Origin of the sequence: Secundilactobacillus pentosiphilus (genome assembly GCF_002217985.1) — a bacterium.
GTDB lineage: Bacteria > Bacillota > Bacilli > Lactobacillales > Lactobacillaceae > Secundilactobacillus > Secundilactobacillus pentosiphilus.
Genome location: NZ_BCMI01000014.1, coordinates 22165 through 48841, shown reverse-complemented (window position 1 = coordinate 48841; position 26677 = coordinate 22165). Strand labels below are relative to the sequence as shown.

Annotated in this window: 23 protein-coding genes; 5 read left to right on the top strand and 18 right to left on the bottom strand. The window is 45.2% G+C overall.

Annotated elements, in window-relative coordinates:
- Nucleotides 1-157 precede the first annotated feature (157 nt).
- The 5 genes from alr to CES81_RS07895 form a co-directional block, all read right to left on the bottom strand.
- A complete protein-coding gene (gene alr / locus CES81_RS07915) occupies nucleotides 158-1270 on the bottom strand; it encodes an alanine racemase (protein WP_089121334.1) in 1113 nt (370 codons plus the stop codon).
- A complete protein-coding gene (acpS, locus tag CES81_RS07910; protein WP_089089476.1) occupies nucleotides 1267-1629 on the bottom strand; it encodes a holo-ACP synthase in 363 nt (120 codons plus the stop codon). The genes alr and acpS overlap by 4 nt, the downstream gene beginning before the upstream one ends.
- A gap of 185 nt (nucleotides 1630-1814) precedes the next feature.
- A complete protein-coding gene (cshA, locus tag CES81_RS07905; protein WP_089121333.1) occupies nucleotides 1815-3341 on the bottom strand; it encodes a degradosome RNA helicase CshA in 1527 nt (508 codons plus the stop codon).
- Between the two features lie 205 nt (nucleotides 3342-3546).
- Nucleotides 3547-4917: a UDP-N-acetylmuramoyl-tripeptide--D-alanyl-D-alanine ligase gene (locus CES81_RS07900; protein WP_089121332.1), complete on the bottom strand. Its 1371-nt coding sequence runs from the start codon at nucleotides 4915-4917 to the stop codon at nucleotides 3547-3549.
- A gap of 114 nt (nucleotides 4918-5031) precedes the next feature.
- Nucleotides 5032-5820 carry a hypothetical protein gene (locus CES81_RS07895; RefSeq protein ID WP_089121331.1) on the bottom strand — a complete coding sequence of 263 codons (789 nt, stop codon included), beginning with the start codon at nucleotides 5818-5820 and terminating at the stop codon, nucleotides 5032-5034.
- A 170-nt stretch (nucleotides 5821-5990) separates the two neighbouring features.
- Here CES81_RS07895 and CES81_RS07890 point away from each other — a divergent pair, with 170 nt between their 5' ends.
- Nucleotides 5991-6452 (top strand): low molecular weight protein-tyrosine-phosphatase, encoded by a 462-nt coding sequence (locus CES81_RS07890; RefSeq protein ID WP_089121330.1) that lies wholly within the window; start codon nucleotides 5991-5993, stop codon nucleotides 6450-6452.
- A 68-nt stretch (nucleotides 6453-6520) separates the two neighbouring features.
- Here CES81_RS07890 and CES81_RS07885 read toward each other — a convergent pair whose 3' ends face one another.
- Nucleotides 6521-7222 carry a class A sortase gene (locus tag CES81_RS07885; protein WP_089089481.1) on the bottom strand — a complete coding sequence of 234 codons (702 nt, stop codon included), beginning with the start codon at nucleotides 7220-7222 and terminating at the stop codon, nucleotides 6521-6523.
- 165 nt (nucleotides 7223-7387) lie between these two features.
- Between CES81_RS07885 and CES81_RS07880 the strand changes: the two genes are divergently transcribed.
- Complete coding sequence (locus tag CES81_RS07880) at nucleotides 7388-8626, top strand: multidrug efflux MFS transporter (RefSeq protein WP_089121329.1); 1239 nt, start codon at nucleotides 7388-7390, stop codon at nucleotides 8624-8626.
- 234 nt (nucleotides 8627-8860) lie between these two features.
- Here CES81_RS07880 and CES81_RS07875 read toward each other — a convergent pair whose 3' ends face one another.
- From CES81_RS07875 to CES81_RS07855, 5 genes are all read right to left on the bottom strand, one after another.
- Nucleotides 8861-9112, bottom strand: a complete 252-nt coding sequence (locus CES81_RS07875) for a type B 50S ribosomal protein L31 (RefSeq protein ID WP_089089485.1) — start codon at nucleotides 9110-9112, stop codon at nucleotides 8861-8863.
- 105 nt (nucleotides 9113-9217) lie between these two features.
- Nucleotides 9218-10498, bottom strand: coding sequence for a UDP-N-acetylglucosamine 1-carboxyvinyltransferase (gene murA, locus CES81_RS07870; protein WP_089121328.1), 1281 nt, complete (start codon nucleotides 10496-10498; stop codon nucleotides 9218-9220).
- 321 nt (nucleotides 10499-10819) lie between these two features.
- The gene (pyrG, locus tag CES81_RS07865) at nucleotides 10820-12430 is read right to left on the bottom strand and encodes a CTP synthase (protein WP_089121327.1); all 1611 of its coding nucleotides are present in this window, start codon (nucleotides 12428-12430) and stop codon (nucleotides 10820-10822) included.
- A 244-nt stretch (nucleotides 12431-12674) separates the two neighbouring features.
- Nucleotides 12675-13307 carry a DNA-directed RNA polymerase subunit delta gene (gene rpoE, locus CES81_RS07860; RefSeq protein ID WP_089089428.1) on the bottom strand — a complete coding sequence of 211 codons (633 nt, stop codon included), beginning with the start codon at nucleotides 13305-13307 and terminating at the stop codon, nucleotides 12675-12677.
- Nucleotides 13308-13351: 44 nt separating this feature from the next.
- Nucleotides 13352-13795: a YwiB family protein gene (locus CES81_RS07855; RefSeq protein ID WP_089089429.1), complete on the bottom strand. Its 444-nt coding sequence runs from the start codon at nucleotides 13793-13795 to the stop codon at nucleotides 13352-13354.
- 238 nt (nucleotides 13796-14033) lie between these two features.
- Here CES81_RS07855 and CES81_RS07850 point away from each other — a divergent pair, with 238 nt between their 5' ends.
- Genes CES81_RS07850 through yidA form a run of 3 tightly spaced genes read left to right on the top strand, consistent with a single transcriptional unit; the run spans nucleotide 14034 to nucleotide 17057 of the window.
- Nucleotides 14034-14858: a lipoate--protein ligase family protein gene (locus CES81_RS07850; protein WP_089121326.1), complete on the top strand. Its 825-nt coding sequence runs from the start codon at nucleotides 14034-14036 to the stop codon at nucleotides 14856-14858.
- A 23-nt stretch (nucleotides 14859-14881) separates the two neighbouring features.
- The gene (locus CES81_RS07845) at nucleotides 14882-16231 is read left to right on the top strand and encodes an HD domain-containing protein (RefSeq protein WP_089121325.1); all 1350 of its coding nucleotides are present in this window, start codon (nucleotides 14882-14884) and stop codon (nucleotides 16229-16231) included.
- A gap of 19 nt (nucleotides 16232-16250) precedes the next feature.
- Nucleotides 16251-17057 (top strand): sugar-phosphatase, encoded by an 807-nt coding sequence (yidA, locus tag CES81_RS07840; RefSeq protein WP_089089432.1) that lies wholly within the window; start codon nucleotides 16251-16253, stop codon nucleotides 17055-17057.
- Between the two features lie 75 nt (nucleotides 17058-17132).
- Here the strand turns inward: yidA and CES81_RS07835 are convergent, their stop codons facing one another.
- The 7 genes from CES81_RS07835 to purR all read right to left on the bottom strand — a co-directional run bounded on the left by CES81_RS07835 (nucleotide 17133) and on the right by purR (nucleotide 26509).
- Complete coding sequence (locus CES81_RS07835) at nucleotides 17133-17483, bottom strand: DUF3899 domain-containing protein (protein WP_089121324.1); 351 nt, start codon at nucleotides 17481-17483, stop codon at nucleotides 17133-17135.
- 82 nt (nucleotides 17484-17565) lie between these two features.
- Nucleotides 17566-19437 carry a DUF2207 domain-containing protein gene (locus CES81_RS07830; protein ID WP_089121323.1) on the bottom strand — a complete coding sequence of 624 codons (1872 nt, stop codon included), beginning with the start codon at nucleotides 19435-19437 and terminating at the stop codon, nucleotides 17566-17568.
- Between the two features lie 140 nt (nucleotides 19438-19577).
- Nucleotides 19578-21911: an ABC transporter ATP-binding protein/permease gene (locus CES81_RS07825; protein ID WP_089121322.1), complete on the bottom strand. Its 2334-nt coding sequence runs from the start codon at nucleotides 21909-21911 to the stop codon at nucleotides 19578-19580.
- 363 nt (nucleotides 21912-22274) lie between these two features.
- Nucleotides 22275-23024: a glucose 1-dehydrogenase gene (locus CES81_RS07820; RefSeq protein WP_089121321.1), complete on the bottom strand. Its 750-nt coding sequence runs from the start codon at nucleotides 23022-23024 to the stop codon at nucleotides 22275-22277.
- 161 nt (nucleotides 23025-23185) lie between these two features.
- A complete protein-coding gene (locus CES81_RS07815; RefSeq protein ID WP_089121320.1) occupies nucleotides 23186-24163 on the bottom strand; it encodes a ribose-phosphate diphosphokinase in 978 nt (325 codons plus the stop codon).
- A gap of 59 nt (nucleotides 24164-24222) precedes the next feature.
- Complete coding sequence (gene glmU, locus CES81_RS07810) at nucleotides 24223-25602, bottom strand: bifunctional UDP-N-acetylglucosamine diphosphorylase/glucosamine-1-phosphate N-acetyltransferase GlmU (RefSeq protein ID WP_089089439.1); 1380 nt, start codon at nucleotides 25600-25602, stop codon at nucleotides 24223-24225.
- Between the two features lie 67 nt (nucleotides 25603-25669).
- Nucleotides 25670-26509, bottom strand: coding sequence for a pur operon repressor (purR, locus tag CES81_RS07805; RefSeq protein ID WP_089089440.1), 840 nt, complete (start codon nucleotides 26507-26509; stop codon nucleotides 25670-25672).
- Nucleotides 26510-26677 lie beyond the last annotated feature (168 nt).

Genomic DNA, 26677 nt, shown 5'->3' with positions numbered 1-26677 from the left:
TAATCAGTAGCGCTTTAATTAGCGCTACGTTTATGCGATAAATTTATTCATAATAGACCCATATTTCCCTGTCGCTTATTCTTATAATTTTACCATTGCCATCAATAAAAAAGAACCCCTTGCCCTGGTTTAACTGGGTAAAAGGTCCTTTTTAGCTTTAATTTGCATAAGTTCGCTTTAATCGCTGAGTAAAGCCGCACGCAATTTCATAATGAATCGTGTCACAATAATCAGCTATATCTTGAAGACTAATGGTTTTTCCATGGTCTTCACCAACCAGTGTCACTACTGTCCCAACTGGATACTGATGCGGCAAGCGAATCATCATCTGATCCATGCAGATTCGGCCAATAATTTCGCAAAACTCTCCGTTAACCAACACGTGAAAGCCTTGCAACCGCCGTTCATACCCATCAGCATAACCAATCGATAGTGTTGCCACCCACTGGTCTTCCCCTGCTGTATAAGTTGACCCATAACTCACAGAATCACCGCGAGGCAGCTTTTTGACGAACATCATCTGGGTCTTTAAGCTCATGGCAGGCTTTAGCGGAAAAGGCGTGGCGAGTTCACCGCCCGATGGGTTCAGCCCATATGCCGCCACCCCGTAACGAATCATATTGTCATTACAGGCATCATGCCAAAGACTAGTTGCTGAATTGGAAACGTGAACATACTTTGGCCTTGCTGGTAGCACCGCCATAAAGGCTTTCCAGCGCTTAAGTTGAAGTTGAAAATAAGTCGTGTCAGCACTATCGGCCTGGGCGAAATGCGTGAAGATCCCTTCAAAATTAAACCCGCGCTTTTGATCAAGATACTGAACCGCTTTATTTAATTCTTCAGGCGCCTGAAAACCGATTCGGCCCATTCCCGTATCCAGGGCAATGTGAACTGACAGCTGATGGCCCTTATTTAAATAACCGTCAGCCGCCTCTAGCCAACCGATGGACCCCACTGTAGCGGAAATGTGGTTGCTAGCCATCAAATCAGCATACTGCGGGTCGGTAATCCCCAACACTAGGATCGGTTGATTGAACCCAGCCTCTCGCAGCGTAAGTGCTTCATCTAAAATAGCAACACAGAAACCGTTCGCGCCGGCCTGTTCCGCGATTCTGGCGACTTGGGTAATGCCGTGTCCATAACCGTTCGCTTTAACCACTTGAAAAAGCGCAACTCCCGGCTTCAAGCGGGCTTTTTCCGTTGCAATATTATGGTAAATAGCTGCCTGATCAATAACTAACCGAGTGGGCCGATGAATCCCAATTGTCATTCTACTGAATCTCCTTCTAACAGGACTTGTGTCATCACTAATTTTCGGGTATGCGATATGGAAACAAATCCTTTACCGTTAAATGGATGCTTAACCAGTACTGGCTTGCCAGTCTCATCATCTAATATTTCAATGTTCTGAAACGACACTGCTTGGCCGATACCGGTCCCATAAGCCTTGCTATAGGCTTCTTTTGCGGACCAGCGCCCCGCCAAAAATTCAGCACCACGCTTTTCATTTAAGGTTTTGTAAACGGCAATTTCATTGGGCGTCAACACCTTTTTGACGAACCGTTTTTGATCCGTTATCGCACTAATTCGGCCGATTTCTTCAATATCTACTCCAATTCCGTATATCACGTCGGAGCCTCACTTTCCCACTGATTTCATAGCCTTAATTCTAACACACTCAATCTGCTGGTGACATGATACCTATTCACGCTTGGTTGATGCTTTTTCACTCGCTGCTTTTGAATCAAATAGCTTAAAAAATCGACACAAAAAAATCCCTCAGCTCACAGACTGAAGAATTTTTTGAGTTAAAATTAGTCTTTTTTACGAATCGTAAAACCGTGTTTATTTCCGCCGTTATTTTTACGACGATCACGGTTGCCGCCACGATGTTCCTTGTTAGAAGAACCATAGCGACGATGGCTATCATTGCTCTTACCGTAATGACGGTTGTTACCGCCACGACCATGGCCACCGCCATGACCGCCACGATAATTGCGACTACCGCCACCCTTGTGACGAGGTAATGGCCGTTCTGGGGTAATCTTAACGGGAACTTGGTTGGAATTATCCTTGGTCAAGTCGTTTAACAGTGCAGCAACTAAGTCAACCGCTTCGTACTGGTCGAGCAACTTAGAAGCCACATCGGCATACTTGTCAGTATCCGTCTTTTCAACGAGATCCTTAACCGTTTCTTCGGCAGCACTTAACTGACCGTTGAAGGCTTCAGCTTCCGAAGGCGGCTTCAGTGGCAACATCCGCACCTTAGTTAACTTCTCGATTTCACGCAGATAGTCCATTTCGTTTGGTGTCACAAAGGTCAATGACACACCATGGTGCCCGGCACGGCCAGTACGGCCGACACGGTGCACGTAACTATCTGGATCTTGAGGGATATCGTAGTTAAAGACATGGGTAACATCTTCAACATCGATCCCACGAGCAGCAACATCGGTTGCCACTAAGATATCAAGCTTACCATGCTTAAAGCGGTTCAGGATTTGTGAGCGGCTTTTCTGAGTCAAATCACCATGGATTCCGGCAGCGTTATAACCACGGGCTTCAAGGCCACGGGTAATTTCATCTACCCGACGCTTTGTTCGGGTAAAGACAATGCTCAGATCAGGTGCTTGGACATCAAACATCCGGGTCATCACATCAAACTTTTCATAGTCCTTGGCACGGACATAGTATTGTTCAATTAAGTCAGTCGTTAATTCCTTGGCTTTGATCTTCACGTGGTGTGGTTCGTGCATAAACTGCACACCAACCCGTTTGATCTCTGGCGGCATCGTTGCAGAGAACAGCATTGTTTGCCGTTCGTCCGGCGTTGCCTTGATGATAGATTCAATATCATCTAAGAATCCCATGTTTAACATCTCATCGGCTTCATCTAAGACCAGCATCTTAATGTGGTCTAATTTCACCGTCCGACGGTTCATATGATCCAACAGACGGCCAGGTGTTCCGACTAAGACTTGGGGATGGTTCTTCAAGCTGTTAATTTGACGCCGGATATCAGCACCACCGTAGACAACCTGAACCTTCGCGTGCTCTTCGTGACCCAATTGGAAAATCTGTTCCTGGGTTTGAATTGCCAATTCACGAGTTGGTGAAATGACCAGCGCTTGAATGTTGGGATCGTCCCGATCGATGTTTTGCAAAATAGGTAATGCGAAGGCCGCAGTCTTCCCAGTCCCTGTTTGTGCTTGTCCGATAACGTCTTTACCTTCCAATACCATTGGAATGGTTTCTGCTTGAATGGGGGTTGCCTCTTCATAACCGTTTCGTTCAACGGCCTTGAGTAAGGGCTTTGATAACCCGAGTTCTGAAAACTTCAAATAAGTATCCTCCTAATAGGCTTTTACAAAGGGAATAAGACTATGAGAAATCCGTCTCGTGTTGCGTCATATTCCCCGTTTTGACAAATATAGTTCAAAAAAATTACAACTAAAGTATCATACATCACGCTGCTAATAAAAGCAACAACTATTATTCACAGCGATTCAAAACAACCGTCCCCTAACTGGAAAACGATCATTGTGATTATTGCAGCGCAGCTAAGACGTTTTCCAGGTGAATACCGTGGCTGCCCTTGATCAAAACAAGATCACTTGGACCTATGTCGCCCTTCAACTGGGAAATCAAGTTAGACTGCTCATCGGTTCCGTATAAATGAAGGTGCGCAGCGTCAAACTTATCTTGCAGGGCGTCATACAAGGCTTTCATCTCCGGCCCGACCAAGTAAACATCCTGCACTAACTGCGGATCAATCGCTGATGCCAAACTGGCGTGTAAACGCGCGGACTGATCGCCTAATTCCAACATATCCCCCAAAACGACCCGTCGCTTACCAACAGTATCAACCTGTGAAAAAGCCGCCATCACTTCTTTAACAGCCGTAGGGTTGGAATTATAAACATCGCTTAAAATTCGCTCTCCCGCACTGCCGTCGACCCATTCTGCCCGGTTCTCCGTTAAATCAAGATGAGTAAAGGCTTCAGCCGAAGCCTGCGGTGAGATTCGGTACAACTGCGCAACACTTAACGCTGCCAAAGCATTATTCACGTTATAATCACCAATCATTGGCACCGTCATTTCCTGATCAGGCCATTCACTGGCGGTAAACGTCGTCTGCGTATCAGTCTCCTTAACGTCCAAAGCATACATGTCATCGGTTTTTCGGCGACCAAATGTCTGCTTTCGCTGGGAAACCTGCTTAGCTCGTTCCGCCAATAATGGTTCATCACCATCGTAAATGAAAGTCCCATCAGCTTTTAAACCGTGGGTGATTTCCATTTTAGCATCGGCAATTTTATCCCGGGTACCAAAGAATTCAATGTGGGCTTCACCGATCATCGTAATAATAGCGACATCGGGTTCAACCAAACGACTTAGGAAGTCCAATTGGCCTGGCCGGTCCATACCCATTTCAATCACCAGCACTTCAGTGTTAGGTTCCATTGAAAGGATTGTTACTGGCACCCCAATTTCATTATTGAAATTATCCAGGGTCTTAGTCACGTTGAACTGAGCCGAAAGAATGCTAGCCACCATATCTTTTGTCGTTGTCTTACCGTTGGAACCAGTAACGGCAACCACTTTAGGATTAATTTTTAACAAATAATGCTGACTAAGCGCTTGTAGCGCAGTCAGCGGGTCATCTACTACCAGTACGGGCACATCGGCCGGCGCCTTACCATGGTCGGCCTTCCATAGTGTAGCCACTGCACCGTTCTTAAACGCATTTGAAACGTATTCATGCCCGTCACGTTCACCTTCCAGCGGCACAAATAGTGCTCCTGAAGCCAGGTGACGACTATCGAATGCGACGCTGGAAACTTCAATCTCATTCCAAGCACTGGTATCATTTTGAGCCGAAACCGCACTAGCGATTTCACCAAGTTGCATCTTCATTGAAAACAATCTCCTATTTTTGTATCGGTTTTTGTAGCATATCGGCTATTATTATACCACGACTGCCCACAAAAAAACGGGGACATATCAAGCCCTTGACTTGACTGACTCCGCTTATAGATCCGTTTCATTTCCAGTAAAGGGACTTTCATCCGAAATTTCAATGCCCCATTGCTTACGTTCAACATCGTAGCTGAGCGTGCCAACCTGACGGGTCGTTTCGTAGACGTCCATCCGGTCATGCCACCAATTTTGCCGTTCTGGATGTTCCTGCAGGCGCAAAGGGATCAAGTAACGCCTGCGCCGTTCAACTGCTTGGTCAAATGCAAAAACTAGGCCCTCGGAGAAAGCCGTCTGGACTTTTTGAATAATCTCCTTTGGCACCTCACTCACTGAAAAGGGCCGGTTAAACATCATCCAGCGATTACTGTGCAGCAGCCTCAAATGGCGTTTTAACGAAATATCCAAGATGTGCTCAAAGGTGGCCATCTTTCGGTAATAGACTTTGACAAAACCCGTATTTGTTCCCAAGTAGGCGTACGCGTTTTGCAGTTTCGAATAGAGCGGGAGATGATAGTGGGTGCCCATATGTGCCATATACAACAACTCGGCGATTTCACTAGGCATCATTAAATCAAGATCATCGCTTTCATGATAATCCAGCCACATCTTGGGTGAATCGGTTCTTGATAATAAAAACTCACGAACTGAATTCTGACCGGTCACCGTTTGAAACCGGGTATGTCCATTGACCTGATTGCCTTCGAGCTTACCGTCGATCAGTACGATTCGTTGCGGAACATCCGGCATCCCGTTGACAAAATCGGCTGAAGTAATCCCATATGAAATTACGAGGTTATTCACCTGTTCCCAGTTGATATAGATAAAATTACCCTGCATCATTTTTCCCACACTCTCTCACATTATAGACAGTTTTATTGTACTACGAAATTGCGCTGAAAAGGATGTTAAACGTTTAATCTGATTAAATTGTTAGTGTTACCTCTGCTACTTGACGTGCCAACTATTTTCCAATAATATGGGAGCAATTAACCAAAAGGAGTTTCCGAATCATGACCAACGTACTTTTTGTCTGTTTAGGCAATATCTGCCGTTCACCCATGGCAGAAGCAATTTTTAAAGACCTCGTTGCAAAAGCCGGTTTACAAGACCAAATTCAAGTGGACTCATGTGCTACCAGTAGCGAGGAAGAAGGTCACGAGCCCCATCCAGGTGCCCAAAAAGTGATGGCTGCTCACGGACTGGACTACAGCTACATGCATTCCCGGCCAATTACCCGGCAGGATTTTGCCTGGGCCGACTACATTATTACCATGGACAGTCAAAATATGTTTAATCTTAATCAAATGGCACCAGCCGAAGACCGGCACAAAATTCATCTTTGTTTGGACATCCTGCCTAATAAGCAGGGCCAAGAGATTCCGGATCCCTGGTATACCCACCGATTTGAATACACCTATGAAGTTTTACAATCCGCTTTGCCAGCTTGGCTGGATAAAATTAAAGCGAATTAACCCAATCAACCAATAATAAACGAAAGCCGCGCTATCAGCCAATTTTGACTGATAACGCGGCTTTTATCCTATTTATTATTAAATTTAGCAGCGAATTCTTTTTGGACCTTTACGGGTGTCTTCGCGTACTTAGTCGTTTGTGTTAGTCTGCCACGGATCATCAACCGACGAGCACCAGTTGCGTCACAAGTAATCAGCGTAATGATGTTTGACTTCGTTTGGTTCACCACGTCAACGCGAGTCGCCGCAATGAATTTCCGCTGGTAAACCTTAAACGTGTAAACGTTCTTCATGTCCGTTGTGTAAATCGTGTCTCCCACCCGGGTCTTAAAATACAGCGGTGAGAAGAGAATATCCTTTCGTACCATATGGTGACCGGCTAACGGATAATTACCACGGCCCATCTTCTGATCAGGCCTCATGGTACCAGCGGCCAGTGCTAAAGTCGTGTTGGCAACGCCCTTCGCAATTGGCAAATGAACATCAGATCTTGGGACTAAAATTTGCCCCACCGGTAAAATCTTCTGTGAATTCATCCGGGCTCTAGCCACGGTCGAGAAATTCAGTGACTTGGCGTTTTTAAAGTTAAAGTTAGCCCTTTTTTGAGCGTTATTAGCAGCCGACTTAGCCGTAATCTTCGGTTGATACGAGCTCACCATGTAATTTTTAATTTGCTGGTTAAAAATCAGTCCCAGCGAAATGAGTAACAGTACTACTAAACTAACTCGATACAGCCATTTTGAAAATTGGCCACGTCCTTTATTTTTCATTTGATCTCCCCACTATCCCTATAGAACCACTTATGAAAGCGGTCCAATACATTTAGCACGCAATTGGTATACCTTGGTTATCTACGGAAAACGTGCTACTCTTTATGTTACTGCTATATTTTACTCGCTTGAAGGATTTTTTAAAAGAAAGAAGATTGATATTCATTGACTGAACCAGAACCCGCTGCAACCAAACCTCAACGCCCTGTCTGGCGTCGCAACTTATTCGTCCTGTGGTTTGGTACTTTTATGGCTGGCCTTGCATTTAGCGAAATCATGCCGTTTCTCTCCCTCTACGTAGATACCTTGGGGGACTTCACCAAAGATCAGCTTAACCTCTACTCAGGGATTACCTTTTCAGCAACTTACTTAGTCACCGCTGTTGCCAGTCCCATGTGGGGCCGACTAGCCGATCAAAAGGGCCGTAAGCTGATGTTGCTGCGGGCCTCCCTGGGAATGGCCCTTGTCATGGGCCTAATGGGCGCTGTCACCAGTGTTTGGCAATTAATGGCGCTGCGCTTTATTCAGGGAATTTTTTCGGGCTATATTAGCAATGCCAACGCGCTGATGGCCACCCAGGCCCCTAAGAATAAAAGCGGCCAAGCACTGGGAACACTCTCTACAGGTTACGTTGCGGGTTCGTTATTCGGACCACTTGTCGGCGGTATTTTGGCCGAAGTTTTCTCCTATCGAGTCACTTTCTTTATTACTGGCGTACTCCTATTATCCGTTTTTTTCGTCAGTTATTTTTTCGTCACTGAATCATTTACACCCGTTAAAAAAGAAAACATGCTATCCAGCAAACAAGTGCTGGGTGTCATTAATCACCCTAAATTGATTTTAGGCATGTTTATCACTACCTTGATTATTCAGGCTTCAAACATGTCCATTTCGCCAATCTTGTCACTATACGTCAGAGAAATCATGCCTAAGGGCTCAGCAATCACACTATTTAGCGGTATTGTTGCCGCTATTCCTGGTGTTGCGACCCTCTTTGCGGCCCCTTTGTTAGGCCGGTTAGGTGATAGAATCGGAACTGAATTGATCTTATCGATTGGCTTTATCTTCGCTATTTTAGTTTACTTACCAATGGCTTTCGTCACCAACGTCTGGCAACTGATGTTTCTGAGGTTCCTGATTGGGATTTCAAATGCCACTATGTTGCCAGCCGTGCAGACGATCCTTTCAAAGAATACACCACCCCGCGTCACTGGCCGGATTTTCAGCTGGAACCAGTCATTCCAAGCAGTCGGCAGTGTGCTAGGCCCGATGATTGGTTCCGTGATATCAACGATGTTCGACTATTCGGGGGTCTTTATCTCCACGTCAGTCTTAGTCTTATTGAACTTCCTGCTGGTTTGGCATAATACCGCTAGTTTGAGGAGAAAACATTTGAAAAATTAGAGTGCGAAGGCAAGCGATAAGGGAGCGGAGTGTAAGCCGACTAATTCAAAAATCCCGAACTTGGATTTATGGATTAGTCGGCTTACATGCAGCTCCCTGCTTGCCTGAGCACGTTTATTCAATCTAAAAAAAGCGCTACGTCCAATCATAAACACTAGACGTAGCGCTTTTAGTATATTCAGTCAAACAAAAAACCACCCACCCTAAAAAGGATAAGTGGTTCACTAATTAATATTAGTCGTTTTTTAAACCGTACTTCTTGTTGAAACGATCCACAGCACCATCTGCTTGGGCAAACTTTTGCTTACCAGTGTAGAAAGGATGTGAGTCAGAAGAAATTTCAACACGAATCAATGGATAAGTGTTGCCATCTTCCCAGTCGATTGTTTCTTCAGAAGTTGCAGTTGAACCAGACAAAAACTTGTAACCGGTACTTGAGTCTTGGAATACCACTTGGTGGTAATCTGGATGAATTCCTTTTTTCATAATTGTTTCGCTCCTTTGCCCTGAATCATCTACTGAAACAGAGATTGATTGTTATCGTCAACCTAAATAGAATATCATAAGAATTGTCCTAATTCAAGTCACCCCTCACAATTCTTCTACCCGATTGCCATCCGCAATTTTAACATCCGCATTCAGTGCGGTGAGTTTATCAACAATGCTGCCATAACCGCGCAAAATGTTTTCGGCACTGGTAATCGTTGTGGTACCCTCAGCCATTAAGGCCGCGATCATGAGGGCTGCACCAGCACGTATCTCACCAGCATCCACGGTGGCACCAGTTAAATGATCAGTATGATCAACAACGATCATATCTTTTTCTGGCCGAATCTTAGCACCCATCTTCTTTAATTCTGGCACGTGCTTTAACCGTTGCGGATAAATGGTATCCACAATGACGCTGCTCCCCTTGGCCTTTAATAGCAACGGGGTTATCGGTTGCTGCAAGTCCGTTGCAAAACCAGGAAATGGCATCGTCTTAACTTGAATCGCTTTTAAGTTATTAGACGGTCCTACATAGGCAGAATCCTCACCAATCCGCATATCAACACCCATTTCGATGAGCTTTGCCGTAAAGGATTCTAAATGTTCGGGAATAATGTTATGAATTTCCACGCCGTCACCCATAGCAGCGGCCATTGCTAAATAAGTGCCCGCTTCAATGCGATCAGGAATAATGGTGTGAACGTTGGTCGCGCGCAAAACAGGAACGCCTTCGATTCGAATGACATCCGTGCCGGCTCCCCGCACGTGAGCCCCCATGTTGTTTAAAAAAGTTGCAATATCAATAATTTCAGGTTCTTTAGCCGCGTTCTCGATCGTGGTCAGTCCACTTGCTTTGACCGCAGCCAAGATCGTGTTAATGGTTGCGCCAACCGAAACAACGTCCAAGAAAATACGGGCACCGTGTAACCCTTTATTACCCGTCGTAATTCGAACCGTCCCGTGGTCATCATCTACTTCTGCACCCAGGGCTTTAAAAGCCTTAATGTGCTGATCAATCGGCCGTGGCCCGATGTTATCGCCACCGGGAAAAGTCAGTGTAGCACGACCAAAGCGACCAAGTAACGCACCCATAAAGTAATAAGAAGCCCGCAAGCTCTTAATTGCCTTACTCGGCATTGGTGCTTCCACGATTTCAGTGGGATCGATCGTTAATACGCCATCCACAAACCTGGAGTGCACGTTCATTGACTCCAAAATCAGCATCAGATTATGAACGTCTAAAATATCTGGTACCATATCAAATTTAACCGGTGTATCTGCCAGGATTGCCGCTGGTATTAGTGCGACCGTGCTATTTTTAGCGCCACCGATGTTGACGCTGCCTGACAGGCGCTGTCCACCGTGGATTATCATTTTTTTCATGACGTAATTTTCCTCTACTATAAAGTCGTGCGTGATGCAGTCTTAACTAATCATAAATAATGAACAGTTAAAATACAATAGTTTAACGTCGATTCCATGAAATTGTAATATTTAAAGCGTTGATCCACTAAAACATGACTTCCATACGGCTTTAAAATGTTCTTTAGTTCACGAGTCTTTGCCTGCTCCACAACTCAGATTCCGGCCATATAGCACCAAACTGCCCCATCCCAATAAAAACATTGGAATGGGGCAGTTTGCTGTTATATTCTGGAATCTACCGAGTTGTGTCACAGCCTCGTAGTTTCAAAATCAATTTAATTACTTTTCATCATGCTGATGATTAGCAGCTGCCACAAAGGCCTTGAACAGTCCTTCAGGTCGGTTAGGACGAGACAGGAATTCTGGGTGGTATTGCGCTGCCACAAAGAACTTATTCGTTGGCAATTCAATTACTTCTACTAGGTGGTTATCAGGAGACGTACCGGAAAAGACCATGCCCTTTTGACTCATTTCCTCACGGTAAGCATTGTTAAATTCGTAACGGTGACGATGCCGTTCTGAAATTTCTGCTTGGTTGCCATAAGCTGCTGCGGTCACCGTATTTGGTGTCAGCTTGCATGGATAGGCACCTAAACGTTGTGTGCCCCCCATATCTTCTACATCTGTCTGATCAGCCATCAAGTCGATGATCTTATGGGTGGTGTTAGGATCCATCTCAGTAGAGTTGGCATCCTTATAGCCTAACACGTGGCGGGCAAATTCAACACTCGCCATTTGCATACCTAAGCAGATGCCTAAGAACGGCAGGTTATTTTCACGGGCGTACTGGATTGCTGTAATCATGCCTTCAATGCCGCGGTCACCGAAACCGCCAGGAACTAGCAACCCATCCACTTTCTTTAAGGTTTCCGCAACGTTTTCCGGTGTCACTTTTTCCGCATCGATCAGTTCTAGGTCAACCTTTGCATCCAGTGGGTAACCCGCGTGCTTCAATGCCTCAGCAACTGAAATATAGGCGTCTTGAAGGCTCACATATTTACCGACTAAGGCAATGGTAATCGTTTTTTTCAAATGATTGATTTTGTTGATCATGGTTGACCAGTCAGACATATCGGCAACGGGTGCCTCCACACCGAGATGATCTAAAACCAGTTGGTCCATCCCCTGCTTTTGTAAACGCAACGGCACTTCATAGATCGTATCAACATCCATCGATTCAACAACGGCCTGCGGTTTAACATCGCAGAACAACGCAATCTTGTTCCGCATCGCTTCAGTAATCGGTTTTTCAGTTCTGACAACCAGGATGTTAGGTTGAATGCCCAACCCTCTCAATTCACGAACACTGTGTTGAGTTGGCTTTGTCTTCATTTCACCGGCCGCACGTAAATATGGAATCAGGGTTGTGTGAATGTAAATCACGTTCTCATCGCCGACTTCAGCCTTCATTTGCCGAATAGCCTCCAAAAATGGCTGTGATTCAATGTCACCCACGGTACCGCCAATTTCGGTAATCACAATATCAGCCCTTAAGGTCTTGCCTGCCCGCATAATCTTTTCCTTGATCATTCCGGTAATATGCGGAATCACTTGAACCGTTGCGCCAAGATAATCACCATGACGTTCCTTTTCCAGTACTTCAGAATAAATCTTCCCCGTCGTAACGTTAGAATATTTGTTGAGGTCATTGTCAATGAACCGTTCATAGTGACCAAGATCCAAATCAGTTTCGGTCCCATCGTTAGTCACAAAGACTTCACCATGTTGGTAAGGGCTCATAGTACCGGGATCGACGTTAATGTAAGGATCAAATTTTTGAATGGTCACATTTAACCCACGGTTCTTAAGCAGGCGTCCAAGAGATGCCGCAACAATTCCTTTACCAAGTGAAGAAACCACACCGCCAGTTACAAAAATATATTTGGTCATTGTATAACTCCTCATAGATTAGTTTAGGGAAAACAGTCGTAAACCAATAAAAAGCTCCCTATTCACAATGAATAGGGAGCGGTTGTTCCGAACGTTGACCTTACGATTCCTCGTAGGGTGCCCAAAAAACATAATACCAAGTTGTTACTTTTGCGTCAAGCCCCTGCAACTAAGAAAATGCAACGAATCAAGGCTATGACGGAAAAAACAAAAAAACTCAGCTATCTCAGCTGAGCCAATCAATCTATTTACCCGATTCTTCGTCGTCATCATCGTCGTCGAAGTTATCGTCATCTTCATTAAACTCTGACAACTGACCTTCAATGCCATCTGGCATACTGTCGTCGTCTTCGTCATCATCTCCATCATCAATATCTGCTAAATCCTTCTTATACTTACCAAGTTCTTTAGCATTATCATCGGTATCGTCATCATCATCATAATCAGCGTCAAGATCGTCATCATCTACATCAACGTCGTCTTGATCTTCAGGATCATCGTCATCGTAATCAATAACGTCATCATCATCGGCTGAATCAGCTAAGAAAGCATTAACTTTCTTGTGCTTTTTCTTGGGATGGTCTTCATCCTCTTCTGCACCAACCGTTGCTTCATCGATTGATTCGAAGGGATACCACGTCCGTAAACCCCAGACGTTATCACCTAGCGAAATGAAACTGCCATCAATGTTCAAATCAGTATAGAATTGAGAAAGCCGCTCGCGAATTTCCTTATCCGAGTCGCCCAGGTATGCCTGAACTTCATTGGCTAAGTCAACAAACGGCATGGCATCTCCACGTTCTGATAAAATGGCGTGAGCTACCTCAATCATCGATAATTCGTTTTTATTTTGGCCTTCTAAGACTTTTAATTCCAAACTGGTGCACGTCCCTTCCACAGTCTACGAACCACTATACTAGATTATACCGTAAATTGCAATCTAATCTCATAATTTCCCAACAATTGTTCACCAGCATAAAGTAGGTAATCAATTGATGCTGAACCGCCAAAAGGCCGCTCATGAAAGCCCACTCGTAGATTTGGCGTTACCGTTTCAATTGGCATTAACCCGTATGGTGTCCGGTACGTTGCACGGATTCGCTTACCCGCACTAAAATGCATGCGTAACCGGTTGGTCCCGTGACGAGAAAGTGTCACATCGCCATTCGGCAAAAATTTAATGGTGACAGGCACGTTACCATTCTCGTCATCAGAGTCCGGTTCTTGATACCGTAAATAAATTGTCTCACCGATCTGAACAATCTGGCCCTCAACGTCAATTGCGTAATCTGAGGATTGGCCATCTTGCACGGTATGAGTCGTTAAGTGGATGCCAACTGGAATGCTGGTTGACAAATCATCCATTGCAACCCTTCCTTTCCATTTTTAATACGCTGTGTTCATTATAACGCTTTTATTCGGGAATTTGCACGATTAAACTCTGCCATCATTACCCCATTTATTCTCACTGACAGACTGCTTAAATACTTGATTTAGCAGCTGTTTGTCACCCAAAATAATGGACTAGTCCAAAATTAGTGACGGCACACTTGATTTCCGTTATAATGGTTAAAGAATTGTTCTTAGATCATCGAGGGATATTATGAAAAAACAAACGTTGTTCTCATCTCTACAAGTGATTGATACACCCTTAACCATTGAAAATAAACTGGCGGCATTTGGCATGACCAATGCCCTGTTGGATCTGTGTGGTGACACTAATCAAGCGCTGTTGCATTTCTGGACCCTGCCGCCAACCCTGATACTCGGTCTGAAGGATCGACATCTTCCCGAATTGCAGGCTGCTTTAAAAACGGTTTCCAGTAACGGTTACGACCACTTCATTCGTAATTCTGGCGGTTTAGCCGTGGTCTGTGATGGTGGCGTCTTGAACGTGTCGCTGTTCATTCCGCAAGGCGCTTCACAACACTTATCCGTAGATGACGGGTACGAACTTATGAAACAGCTGCTGCAGCAAACTTTTCCCAGTCTGCCCATAAAAAACTATGAGGTCACTCACTCCTATTGTCCTGGGGACTACGACCTCAGCGTTAATGGTCAAAAATTCGCGGGTATTTCTCAGCGCCGCACCACTCAAGCGTTAGTCGTCATGGCTTACATCAGTATCTTGGGTGATCAAAATTTTCGCGGTTCGCTTGTCCGAGAATTTTACGACACCGGTTTAGCTGGTCATCAAAACACGTTCGGCTTCCCTGAGGTTTGGCCTCAAACCATGGTCAACGTTGCAGATGCCTTGCAGCAGCCGCTGACCATTCAGGAAGTCAAGGGCGCCATTTTAGCGGCGTATCAACAGCAGGGTGTTCAACTGGATTCAACGACGTTAATGGCTAGTACACAATCCCCGCAATTTCAGAAGACTTATACCAAAGAACTCGCTAAGATGCAAAAAAGACAGCTTGGCATTTAAATTTAAAGGAGGCAGTGACAACATTGCCATATCAAGCAGAACGGCTTTCCCGCGAAAAAGTCTTTCGCGATCCCGTTCATAATTACATTTATATTCAGCACCGACTCATTTTAGATTTGATCAATACTAAGGAATTTCAACGGCTACGTCGCATCAAGCAGTTGGGAACTGCTTCACTGGTTTTCCACGGTGCCGAACACACCCGCTTTACGCATTCGTTAGGCGTTTACGAAATTACCCGACGGATTTGCGACAATTTTCAGCGTAACTATCCAACCCAAACGCCAGGTGACGGCCTTTGGGATGATCATGAACGGCTGGTTGCCCTGTGTGCGGCCCTGCTGCACGATATTGGTCACGGTCCGTATAGTCACACGTTTGAACACATTTTTCAGACTGACCATGAAGCCATTACGGTAGCAATTCTCACCTCTCCTACAACTGAGGTTAACCAGGTACTTCGCCAAGTTAGCCCTGAGTTCCCGGCGCAAGTGGCCTCCGTTATTCAAAAAACCTACCCCAATCCGCAAGTCGTCCAAATGATTTCCAGTCAGATCGATGCCGACCGGATGGACTATCTGCTGCGTGACGCTTACCATACGGGTACCAAGTACGGTACTTTTGACTTAACGCGGATTTTACGGGTCATGCGCCCGTACAAAGACGGTATTTGTTTTGAGATCAGCGGCATGCACGCGGTAGAAGACTACATTGTCAGCCGTTTTCAAATGTACCAGCAGATTTACTTTCACCCAGTTTCCCGTTCAATGGAAGTGATTTTAAGCCACTTGCTGAAACGGGCAAAGGAAGACTATGCTAAGCCGGGTAATCAAAATGAAGCGGGCGCGCCTTACCTGCTGTTTCCCTTTTTCAACCACGAATTTGATTTGGATGACTACCTATTGTTGGACGATGGCACACTCACCACGTACTTTGCACATTGGCGCCGGTCCAACGATCCTATCCTGGCTGACTTAGCTCACCGCTTTTTGGATCGGAAGCCGCTAAAATCAGTCAAATTTAATGAGCACACCAAGGACAAAATTCCCGAACTGCGTCAATTGATTGAAAAAGCCGGCTTCAACGCCACCTACTACACAGACACTAACAATAGTTACGATTTACCCTACGACGCATACGATCCGAAGATGAAGAATCCACTGACCCAAATCGAGCTGATGCAGTCAGACGGTCAGCTCATTGAACTCTCCACCGTGAGCGCGTTAGTCAGTGCCATCACCGGGAAGTTTTCCGGTGACCAGCGCTTCTTCTTCCCAAAGGAAATGCTATCTTCAAAGGAAAGCAACGTTGAACTTTTTGACCCCGTTTACAAGGCCTTTCAGGCCCATTTGCATAACGACTACATCATTTAATTAATTAAGGAGCTTACACATGGCAATCAAACTTATTGCAATTGATATCGATGGTACTTTAGTTAACGATCGCAAACAACTCACCCAGCACACGATCGACACGGTAATGAAGGCACGCCAAAAAGGCATCAAAGTGGTTTTGTGTACTGGTCGGCCCATTACGGGTGTGCAACAATACTTGAAGCCGCTGGACCTTTACGGTGACAAGGAATACGTTGTCACTTTCAACGGCAGTCTCGCTCAGACAATTTCTGGTACGCCAATCGTTAGTCATAACATCACTTTAGAAGACTACATTGACTTGGAAACGGTGGCGCGAAAGGGCAATATCCACTTTCATATGGAAACGCTCGATTACATTTATACCGCTAACCGCGACATCAGCCCCTACACGATTGCTGAATCGTTTTTGGTTCAAATGCCGATTCGTTACAGAACACCCGAAGAAATTACTGACAAACTCACGATTTCAAAGGGGATGTTTGTTGACGATCCCAAGTTACTGTCAACCTTTATTAAAAACTTCCCTGAAGAGCTAAAGGAACGCTTCTACGTCGTTCAAAGCGAACCCTACTTCTTTGAAGCCATGAACAAAAAGGCCAGCAAGGGTAACGCCATTGCTGAACTGGCAAACAAACTCGGCTTCGCACCAGATGAAGTCATGGCCGTTGGTGACCAGGGTAACGACTTGACCATGGTCAAGTACGCAGGTACAGGTGTGGCAATGGGTAACGCCATTGACAAGGTCAAAGCAACCGCCCAGTTTATTACTAAAACTAATGAAGAAGACGGTGTCGCTTACGCCATTGAAAAGTTCGCGTTGTAAATTATAATTGCAAAAAAAAGAAGGCTAACACTTAGTTCGGATAACTAAGTGTTAGTCTTCTTTTTTTACAAACGATCATACCGTCAAAATAATTCCTAGCACGATCAGCCCAATAGCGTTGATCAAACAAAACCAGGCGTACTTGTTCACGACGATTGGCGCATTCTTCAGCCGGCCAACTTCTCGAACGGGTACCCTTTCTTCGGGTAACGGGTCTTCACCCTTGCGTCGCCGTCTGTGCCAGCCGGCAAATAGATGCCCCTTTTCTAAAATAAAAAACGCAGCTCCCACTAAGAAAGCCAATCCCAGCATAAACCAGAAGTTTGCCACAACGATGATCGATTGCCACGGCAGAGCAAGCAGCCCTGCAATAATAATGACCGCCAGTGTCAATACCGCCCAGCGATACCGTTTTATCACTTTCACTTCAGATCACCCATTCAACTCATATTGTGCTCTAGCATAGTTGAGATTTAGCGACGGTGCAAGTTCTTTTTGGTTTGCCGATTTAAAAGGCTCCACCACCGGAGCCACCGCCAAAACCGCCGGAACTGCCACCGCTGAAGCCACCGGAGCCGCCACTGCCTGATGAAAAATCAGAGCTGCTGTCAGTCGTACTATCCGAACTGGCTGTCGTAAAAGTTGAGGTGAAAGCAGTACCGAAATCAGCACCCGAGTAACTATCATCCAAGTACATTGGGTAATAGCTCTGGAAAAACGGCGTTAATTCAGCAGCACTAAAGTTAGCCGCCATTGCCTTCAACACCCGTTTAGCAAGACCAAATGCAACTGCGTACGGTAACATCCGTTCCCACAAAATCAAATCACCAACTTGTGAACGATCAAATTCACCAATATCATGCAGCATACTGCGAAAATTACGAATTTGACCGGCCGCGTCTTCACCTGCCTGATTGTAATGAGACACATGGCGCATGTGTTTGATGGCTACTAGGATACTTGCCACAACAAAGCCAACACTAACGACCACACCCATAACGCGTAAAACGGGAATCGTAAGAAACATCGCGGCAACTGAACTCATACTTCCTAAAACTACGCTGATCACGATCAATAGCCAGCCCATAATCCCCACATCATCCGTCTGATGATTGAAGAAGCCCAGTGTTTCTGTTTCCTTATAGTGCGCAGTTTGCCAAGCCAAGAATTTTTGATTCAGTGTCAACGAATCTGGATACTGCCGCCGATAGTCCTCAATATCATTTAACGTAAATGTTCGCTCAGGTTTATCTCCCGTACCGACTCTGTTAAATAAGAACGCTAATAACTGATCATCTTGATGTTTCGCATTCATCTTGGGCGTCTCTGTAACCCTGTAAGTAGTCACTGAATGATCCTTTTCAGCTTGAATGATCAACTCGCCACTAGCTGCTAATTCCATGAGCCACGCTGTAAACGCCTTGGTATCCGGCTTACTCTCAGTCAGGATACTTTGACTGGTGACAGCGGAATAGGCGGGAATCTCAAAGTTATGAACCTTTGGTGTTGTCTGCACTGGCAAACTAACGTGTTTTTTGAACCAGCGCAGCCGATTTAGCAAATACCAAAGCCCGAAGCCTAGTAAAACGACTACGGCAGCTAACGGTATCAGCTGTGAGCGAACCCGCTTAAGGTTAGCCTGTTTAGCCAGCTGGGCTTCCTGCTTTGGAACCGCTGCTAAATGACGCTTGCTAGAAGTCCTGGGATTAGCAGACGTTAACGCCGTCGGAAAAACCAGATGACTTTCAACGAAGGTCTTCGCTGGTACTTTGGCAACGGTCATCGTCACCTTGCCGGCAGCTTTATTAACTTCGGTGTGACCGCTTAACGGACCGTGAGTCCAAGCTTGCAGGTGCTTCACGTGTTTTCCCGGTAGTTGAACCGTGATTTGAACGTGATTCAGCGGCACTTCCCAGCCACGTCCAATAATTTTCCAGTTCAGTTCAGCGGTATCCGCATAATTAATAATCACGTGTTTTAGCCGATACTTGTAAATATACGTCACGTTCTCATCGGAAGCGACGTGGTAAACCTTGATCTGATACACTTTACCCGAAGTAGCTGTTTCAAAAGTATCGGGTGCTCCCGGGTTGCGCTGACTAGCAACAGTCTTATCCCCACCGCTTAAAATGGTCACGGAAGGCTTGCCAGCTATCCCGCCGGTACCTGCGTAATCCTGTTTAAGAAAAACACCGTGGTAAAGGCCATCAAACCGATACTTGATGCGTTGCGTCACGTTCGCGTCACCGTTTTTTTCAACGTTGACGTTAATATGATAGCGGTCAATACTGTATTCCGCTGCTGCGGCTTTACTACTTCCCAACCCCCAAAGCAGTACGGTCATAAACAGCGTTAGCAGAAGCAACAGTCGCTTTCTCATTTTGATACTCCCCCTTTATGTTCATCATCATTTTATCAAACTATAACTGACTTTACTGGTAAAACTGCCAGATATTTAAAAAAGAGCTGCCAAACAACTAGCACATACTAGTTATCTGACAGCTCTGCATGTCACTGTTTCTATTCACTTCGTAACGCGGTCGCTGCATCCTTCTTGGAGGCCATCCGTGCTGGGATGTGCCCGCCGATGATGGTCAGCACCGTACTGATTATAATCAGGACCACCGCGGCCCACAGACTAAGCTGGGCAACGTTGTTAAGATTGGTTAAGTTCTTGATCACCGCGTTAATCGGGAAAGTTGCTAACCAAGCAATCACAATGCCAATGACACCGGAAGCGACACCTAAAATAGCTGTTTCCGCATCAAAGACCCGGGTAATATCCTTTTTACGGGCACCTAGGGCTTTTAAGACCCCGATTTCCTTAGTTCGTTCAAGCACTGAAGTGTACGTGATAATGCTGATCATGATCATACTAGTTACCAGCGAAATGGCAGCAAAGGCAATCAGCACGTAGGTGATCGCGTTCATCAAACCTCCAGTCAGCTTAGAGACTGACCCCGCCATATCGGTGTAAATGATTTTATCGACTTTGGACTTACCTTTGTTGTAACCATCCAGATAGCTAAGCACTTTATCCTTGTTTTGGAAGGTATTCGGGTAAATCATGATGCTGGCAGGTATCTTAGAACCGCCTAACGCTTGGATCACTTGTTTCTTAGCGGTACTGCCATTCAAGGTTTGTCCCGTTAAAACGTTGCGTGAACTGGCTTTTTGAGCCTTCACAATTTTAGAATCAGCGTTTTGATCGACCATTTCCTTGGTCAAGCGGTCGCTGTAAACGAAGCCGGGTGCCAGGATGTTTTCTTCATTAGCTGATTTGACCCGTAATACACCCGCAATCCGTAAGGTCTTATTGCCGTTGTTATTGTACATCGACTTGTAGTTGTTACTTGGCAGGTACATGCCTATCCGTTGCGTATAATAGTTATCATTATTAACTGCTTTGACAGTGGTGCCAACAATTTTATTGAAATTGATCTTCTGACCGTTGTTAACGTTAAAACCCAGGTTCTTTAAGCCGTTAATGTTCGTGGAATTATCCTTATTGATCACCAGTACCACATCCGTCGGCTTACTTGGGAACTGCCCGGCCATGACTTTGTAGTGCTTATGCAGGAAACTGACCTTCCCGTTATTATCGGTGGGATAAGAAGAAACACCGACTCCGACAGAATTGGCCATCATACTGGACATATCTGGCCCATTAGCGTTCTTCTGGTTCTGGTTCGAGAACTGAACTGGTTTCACCTTACCATTTACACGACGCAGCAAATTCATGCCTGTGGTGTAGGTATAGCCAATATTTTTACCATACTTCGGGTTTAACTTTTTGACGTAGTTCACGTACTTCTGCGAGATCTTATTGGCATGCTGCGCTTTATCCGCTTCACTCGTTTCAGCAGTCACCGCCTGATCTTTGGAAAAGCGCTCCTTCTTCTGCCCGTTATCACTGCCGTTTTGAGAAGATGCAATCTGTGAAATCGTCACCGGATACTGTGCCAGTGTATTGGACTGGGTCTTATCGATCTGCTTTTGAAACCCGTTGAAAAGTGCCAAGACAATGGCAATCCCAATAATGCCAATACTCGAGGCAAAGGCAGTTAAGAAGGTGCGTCCCTTTTTGGTGCGGATATTCGTAAATGATAACTTCAGTGCAGTCCAGTAAGTCATCTTGGTTTTCTTTAACGAGAACGTTTGCTTTTCTTCCTGCTCATCATATGGATCGCTATCAGACTGAATCTTCCCGTCAGCAAAACGGATAATACGGTCCGCATACTGATCCGCTAATTCAGGGTTGTGGGTGACCATGACCACCAGCCGTTCCTTAGACAAGTCTTTGATGATCTGCATAATTTCCTGACTGGTTTCTGTATCTAGCGCACCCGTTGGTTCATCACAGAGCAGAATTTCGGGATCGTTAGCAATGGCGCGGGCAATGGCCACCCGCTGCATTTGCCCACCCGAAAGCTGGTTGGTTTTCTTATACATATGCTCTTCCAAACCAACCCGTTTCAGAGCCGTGATCGCGCGTTCCTTTTTCTCTGCGCTAGAGACACCGCTCAGCGTCATCCCCAATTCAACATTATCAATAATCCCTAAATGACCGATTAAGTTATAGCTTTGAAAAATAAACCCCACCGAATTATTCCGGTAAGCGTCCCAGTCCGAAGCTTTAAATTCTTTGGTGGACTTGCCTTTAATGATCAAATCACCAGAATCATAAACGTCCAAGCCGCCAATATTATTTAACAACGTTGTTTTCCCGGAACCGCTGGGGCCTAGAATCGCAACGAATTCTTGCTTTCGAAAGGCAACTGAAACATCGTCCAGTGCCTTGGTAATGGTATCACCAACGTGATAGTATTTTTTTAAATGTTTAAGCTCTAGCATACGCGATACCTCCATAGTGTAATGGTGATTATAAACGATAATTGATAAAAGTCAATTATTGATTTTTTATTAATGCCTGTTCAGGCACTCTCTAACGACCTCATTAACAGTTTAAATAGTGTCTAACAGTAATATCAGCTAGAACTTAAGTGTCTGCTCGCTGTCGCTTCCCTAAATCTCATTTACATTCTATCAAAGTCTACTCCCTTTTACTGCAAAACTGGCCTAATTAAACTACAGGTCACTTTAAATCAGTTTGGCACTATGAAGGTTGAAATAGCAATCAAAAACACCACTTTTCAGCTAAAAAAACGGCCAAAAAATGGTGTTGCATAGGTTTAAGCTCGCGTTCAAAGCAGGCGTCTAAGCTCTGACACCGCCGTCAACGGTAAACTCACCGCCGATAGCGTACTGAGACTCATCACTGCCAAGGTAGACACAAATTTCACCAATATCTTGCGGTTTACCAAGATGACCCGCTGGAATGGTTTGGATAATCTGTTTCTTCGCATCTTCCGGCACAATATTGGTATCGATCCAGCCAGGGTGTACCGAGTTGACCCGAATTTTGATCCCCCGTCGTGCTAACGATGCTGCCACCGCCCGTGATAACATCCGGCTGCCGCCCTTACTTGCGGAATAATCAGGGGCCATTGGCAAACCAACCAGGCCGGCAACGGAAGAAACGTTAATAATGGAGCCGGTCGCATGATTGGTTTCCTTCATCGCGTTAATCCCGGCTTTCATTCCCAAAAAGTTACCGGTCAAGTTAATGTCGATGACTTTTTGCCAGTCGGTCAATGGCTTATCTTCAATTGGCTTACCATCGCCACCGATACCAGCGTTATTGATCAAAACGTCTAGTTTGCCGAACTTAGAAACAGTCGCATCGATCACTTTTTGCCAATCCGCTTCCTGTGAGACATCTTGTTGGACAAAAAGCGCCCGATCATCACCGAACCTTGCAACGGCTTTTTTCCCACCTTCCACGTTATGGTTAGCCGTTAAAACAACGTTAGCACCTTCTCTGATGTAACATTCAGCGATGCCCAATCCAATACCCGCAACGCCGCCAGTAATGATTGCCACTTTACCCTTTAACCGATCTGTCAATGTGATCACTCCTCGAAAATATAATCGTTCTCATCGTATCTCCTATTGTACGTTTTCACACAAAGATCCACAAATTTTATGCTTTTTACTTGGCACCATTTCTCGTCAAAAACGACAAAAAAACCACAAACGTCCAGAGACGAATGTGGTTTTGTCATTAACTATGCGTTACCGCGGAACCGATTGTTGAATAATGGACTAACCGGTCGATTTTCGTGAATCCGGATGATGGCATCGCCAATCAGCGGTCCAACGGAAATCTGCTTAATTTTATCAATTTGTTTTTCTTTTGGTAGTTGAATTGAATCTGTGACAACCAGCTGCTTAATAGGAGAATTTTGAATCCGCTCAATAGCTGGGCCGGAAAGAACCGGATGGGTCGCACTAGCGTATACGTCGATAGCACCTGCATCCTTCAATGCCTGCGCGCCTAACGTAATGGTTCCTGCCGTGTCGATCATGTCATCGATCATGATAGCTCGCTTACCCTTAACATCACCAATAATGTTCATAATTTCGGCAACGTTAGCTCGTGGCCGCCGCTTATCAATAATGGCAATCGGCGCCTTCAAAAATTCGGCTAACGCCCGGGCACGGCTAACCCCCCCATGATCAGGTGAAACCACGACGGCATTTTCATCAATACCGTGGTTAATAAAGTAATCAGCCAATAATGGTGCACCCATTAAATGGTCAACTGGCACATCAAAGAATCCTTGAATCTGAGCAGCGTGTAAATCCAGTGCCACGACCCGGCTAATACCCGCCTTTTCCAACATGTTGGCAACTAACTTAGCCGTAATTGGTTCGCGTGAGCGAGCTTTCCGGTCCTGCCGTGCATAACCATAATATGGAATAACCACATTAATGGTTGCCGCACTCGCACGACGAAGTGCATCAACCATAATCAACAGTTCCATTAAATTGTCATTAACAGGAGCGGAAGTCGATTGAATGACAAAGACGTGGCAGCCACGAATGCTCTCTTCAATGTTGATCCGGATCTCACCGTCACTAAAACGGTCAACTGATGTTTCTCCAAGACTGACACCGACTTCATCGGCAATACGCTGGGCAAGTGGTTTGTTGGAATTTAACGCAAAGATTTTCAACTTTGGGTCATTATATTTCTCTGACATGGGATCCTCCAATGGCTTAATTCTAGGTACATTTTACACTAACAAACAAATTCAGTACATTACTTTTCTGGATCGTACGGTAACTTTTTAAAGTACCCTGGTTTATTCGTTTGCCGCGAACGGGCAATTGCCATATCATACTGGTTAACTTCATCAGTAATGGTCGAACCCGCAGCAATGAATGAATGGTCAGATACTGTTAATGGCGCAATTAAGTTCGAGTTGCTGCCGATAAAGGCGTCATCGCCAACCGTGGTTTCGTGCTTGTGCGCACCGTCATAGTTAACAAAGACCACACCGCAGCCCACGTTAATACGCTTGCCTAAGTGGGCGTTACCAACGTAGGTCAAGTGGCCCACCTTAGTTCCTTCATCAATGGTTGCCTTTTTAACTTCAACGAAGTTACCCAGATGCACGTTTTTACCAATGTGTGAATCTGGACGTAAGTGACTCATTGGTCCAATATTACTGCCATCTTCCATCTCAGAATCTTCTAAGTAAGAAGATGTCACCGTCACATTATCATGTAAAACGGTATCATGCAACTCTGAGTGTGCGCCAATGTGACAATTATCGCCGATGACCGTCTTACCCTTCAAAAGCACACCTGGTTCGATAATAGTATCAGAACCAATTTTGATGTCAACATCAATGTACGTATCTTCTGGATTGATCAGCGTCACACCGTTATTCATGTGATATTCGTTGATCCGTCGCTGCATCACCTTGGTTGCTTTCGATAAGGCGACGCGATCGTTAACACCCATGGATTCTTCAAATGAAGGCATCCGGTAAGCCGCCACAATGTCACCCTGCTGCTTTAAAATTTGGATCACATCCGTGAGGTAGTATTCGCCCTGCGCGTTATGGTTAGAAATTTGATGAATTGCCTTAAAGAGTGCTTTGTTGTCAAACACATAAACGCCGGTGTTAATCTCGTTGATCTCTTGTTCCTGCTTAGTCGCATCCTTTTGCTCAACGATTTTTTCAACGATACCAATATCGTTACGTACGATTCGGCCATAACCGGTTGGATCCGGTGCTTGAGAAGTTAAAATGGTTGCAACTGCCTTTTTGGCTTCATGATACTGAAACAATTTTTCAAAGGTTTCAGCCCGAAATAACGGCGTATCTCCGCTCACTACTAAGGTTGTCCCGTCCTGATCTTTCAACAGCGGTTCAGTCTGCAATACAGCGTGTCCCGTTCCCAACTGCTCTTTTTGGAGGACATACTTCGTGCGGTCTCCTAAAGTTTCTTCAACCTTTTCAGCACCATAGCCGACAACCGTCACGATTTGGTCCATATTAGTCTTTTCCACTTGGGTCAAAACGTGGTTAACCATTGAACGGCCACACACTTGGTGTAAAACTTTATACAGTTTTGACTTCATTCTGGTTCCCTTACCAGCAGCGAGAATAATCGTATTTCTAGTACTCATTTAGACAAACTCCTTAACATTATTATTAAAAGCTTTTATTCCTCAATTGAAATTCAAACGCTCAGCTTTAAAATTGCACTAACCGTTCCGGCGTGTAGATTTGTTCAGCAAAGTTGCCAGCAGTAACGTCCACGTGATCGTTCGTCGCGTGAATCTTGAGCAGTGACGTATACTTCGGCACCCTTCTTTCACCATCAAAAGTTCCCTCTGCAAAAACGGCCACACCGGCCACCTTCGCATCAAATTCTTTCACTAACGACTGCATTCCGCCAACGGTTCCGCCGCCCTTCATGAAATCATCCACGATCAAGACACGGGAACCGGGTGCTAGACTACGTTTTGACAACGCCATCTTTTCAATCCGGCTGCTTGAACCGGAAACGTAATTCACACTGACAGTAGAACCTTCAGTGATCTGGGAATCGTGTCTCGCAATCACAAACGGCACGTTCAAATAATCCGAAATACTTTGCGCAATTGGAATCCCCTTGGTGGCAACCGTCAAGACGGTATCAACCTCATCTTCTAAATACTGAGTGGCTACCAGACGCCCTACTTGCCGCAAAACGCTGGGCCGACCAAGTAAATCTGACATGTACACGTAACCGCCGGGCAAGAAACGGTCAGCTTCTGAAAGCGATTCAATAACACCATCAACAAACTCTGTCGCTTCCTGCTGGGGGATATACGGGATAAACCGTGCCCCGCCAGCCGCACCGGGAACCGTTTCTAACAAACCGGTTCCGCGTGCCTTCAGCGTTCGCTTCAAAATAGTTAAGTCCTCACTGATTGACGACTTAGCAGAGCCGTAACGCTCAGAAAAAAAGGTCAACGACACTAATTGATGAGGCCGCTCTAAAAGGTACCGGGTCATATCAATCAACCGGTCGCTTCTTCTTACTTTCACTTTGGTTTCCTCCATGTCACTTAACTTCAGATTTAATATTATTATTCTAGCATAAATGTTCGGGTTTAAGGGGTGGTTTCTCCGAATCTCATGATTTTATTACAAAGTTTTTGAAGTTTATTCCTTTTACCCCGTCCCAAAAGGGTCAGATATACGGATACGCTTATT

Coding starts and splice junctions, on each gene's coding strand:
- alr (WP_089121334.1), bottom strand. CDS start 1,270: ATGACAATTGGGATTCATCGGCCCACTCGGTTAGTTATTGATCAGGCA.
- CES81_RS07900 (WP_089121332.1), bottom strand. CDS start 4,917: ATGAAGATGCAACTTGGTGAAATCGCTAGTGCGGTTTCGGCTCAAAAT.
- CES81_RS07895 (WP_089121331.1), bottom strand. CDS start 5,820: ATGATGCAGGGTAATTTTATCTATATCAACTGGGAACAGGTGAATAAC.
- CES81_RS07890 (WP_089121330.1), top strand. CDS start 5,991: ATGACCAACGTACTTTTTGTCTGTTTAGGCAATATCTGCCGTTCACCC.
- CES81_RS07885 (WP_089089481.1), bottom strand. CDS start 7,222: ATGAAAAATAAAGGACGTGGCCAATTTTCAAAATGGCTGTATCGAGTT.
- CES81_RS07875 (WP_089089485.1), bottom strand. CDS start 9,112: ATGAAAAAAGGAATTCATCCAGATTACCACCAAGTGGTATTCCAAGAC.
- murA (WP_089121328.1), bottom strand. CDS start 10,498: ATGAAAAAAATGATAATCCACGGTGGACAGCGCCTGTCAGGCAGCGTC.
- pyrG (WP_089121327.1), bottom strand. CDS start 12,430: ATGACCAAATATATTTTTGTAACTGGCGGTGTGGTTTCTTCACTTGGT.
- CES81_RS07855 (WP_089089429.1), bottom strand. CDS start 13,795: ATGGATGATTTGTCAACCAGCATTCCAGTTGGCATCCACTTAACGACT.
- CES81_RS07850 (WP_089121326.1), top strand. CDS start 14,034: ATGAAAAAACAAACGTTGTTCTCATCTCTACAAGTGATTGATACACCC.
- yidA (WP_089089432.1), top strand. CDS start 16,251: ATGGCAATCAAACTTATTGCAATTGATATCGATGGTACTTTAGTTAAC.
- CES81_RS07830 (WP_089121323.1), bottom strand. CDS start 19,437: ATGAGAAAGCGACTGTTGCTTCTGCTAACGCTGTTTATGACCGTACTG.
- CES81_RS07825 (WP_089121322.1), bottom strand. CDS start 21,911: ATGCTAGAGCTTAAACATTTAAAAAAATACTATCACGTTGGTGATACC.
- CES81_RS07815 (WP_089121320.1), bottom strand. CDS start 24,163: ATGTCAGAGAAATATAATGACCCAAAGTTGAAAATCTTTGCGTTAAAT.
- glmU (WP_089089439.1), bottom strand. CDS start 25,602: ATGAGTACTAGAAATACGATTATTCTCGCTGCTGGTAAGGGAACCAGA.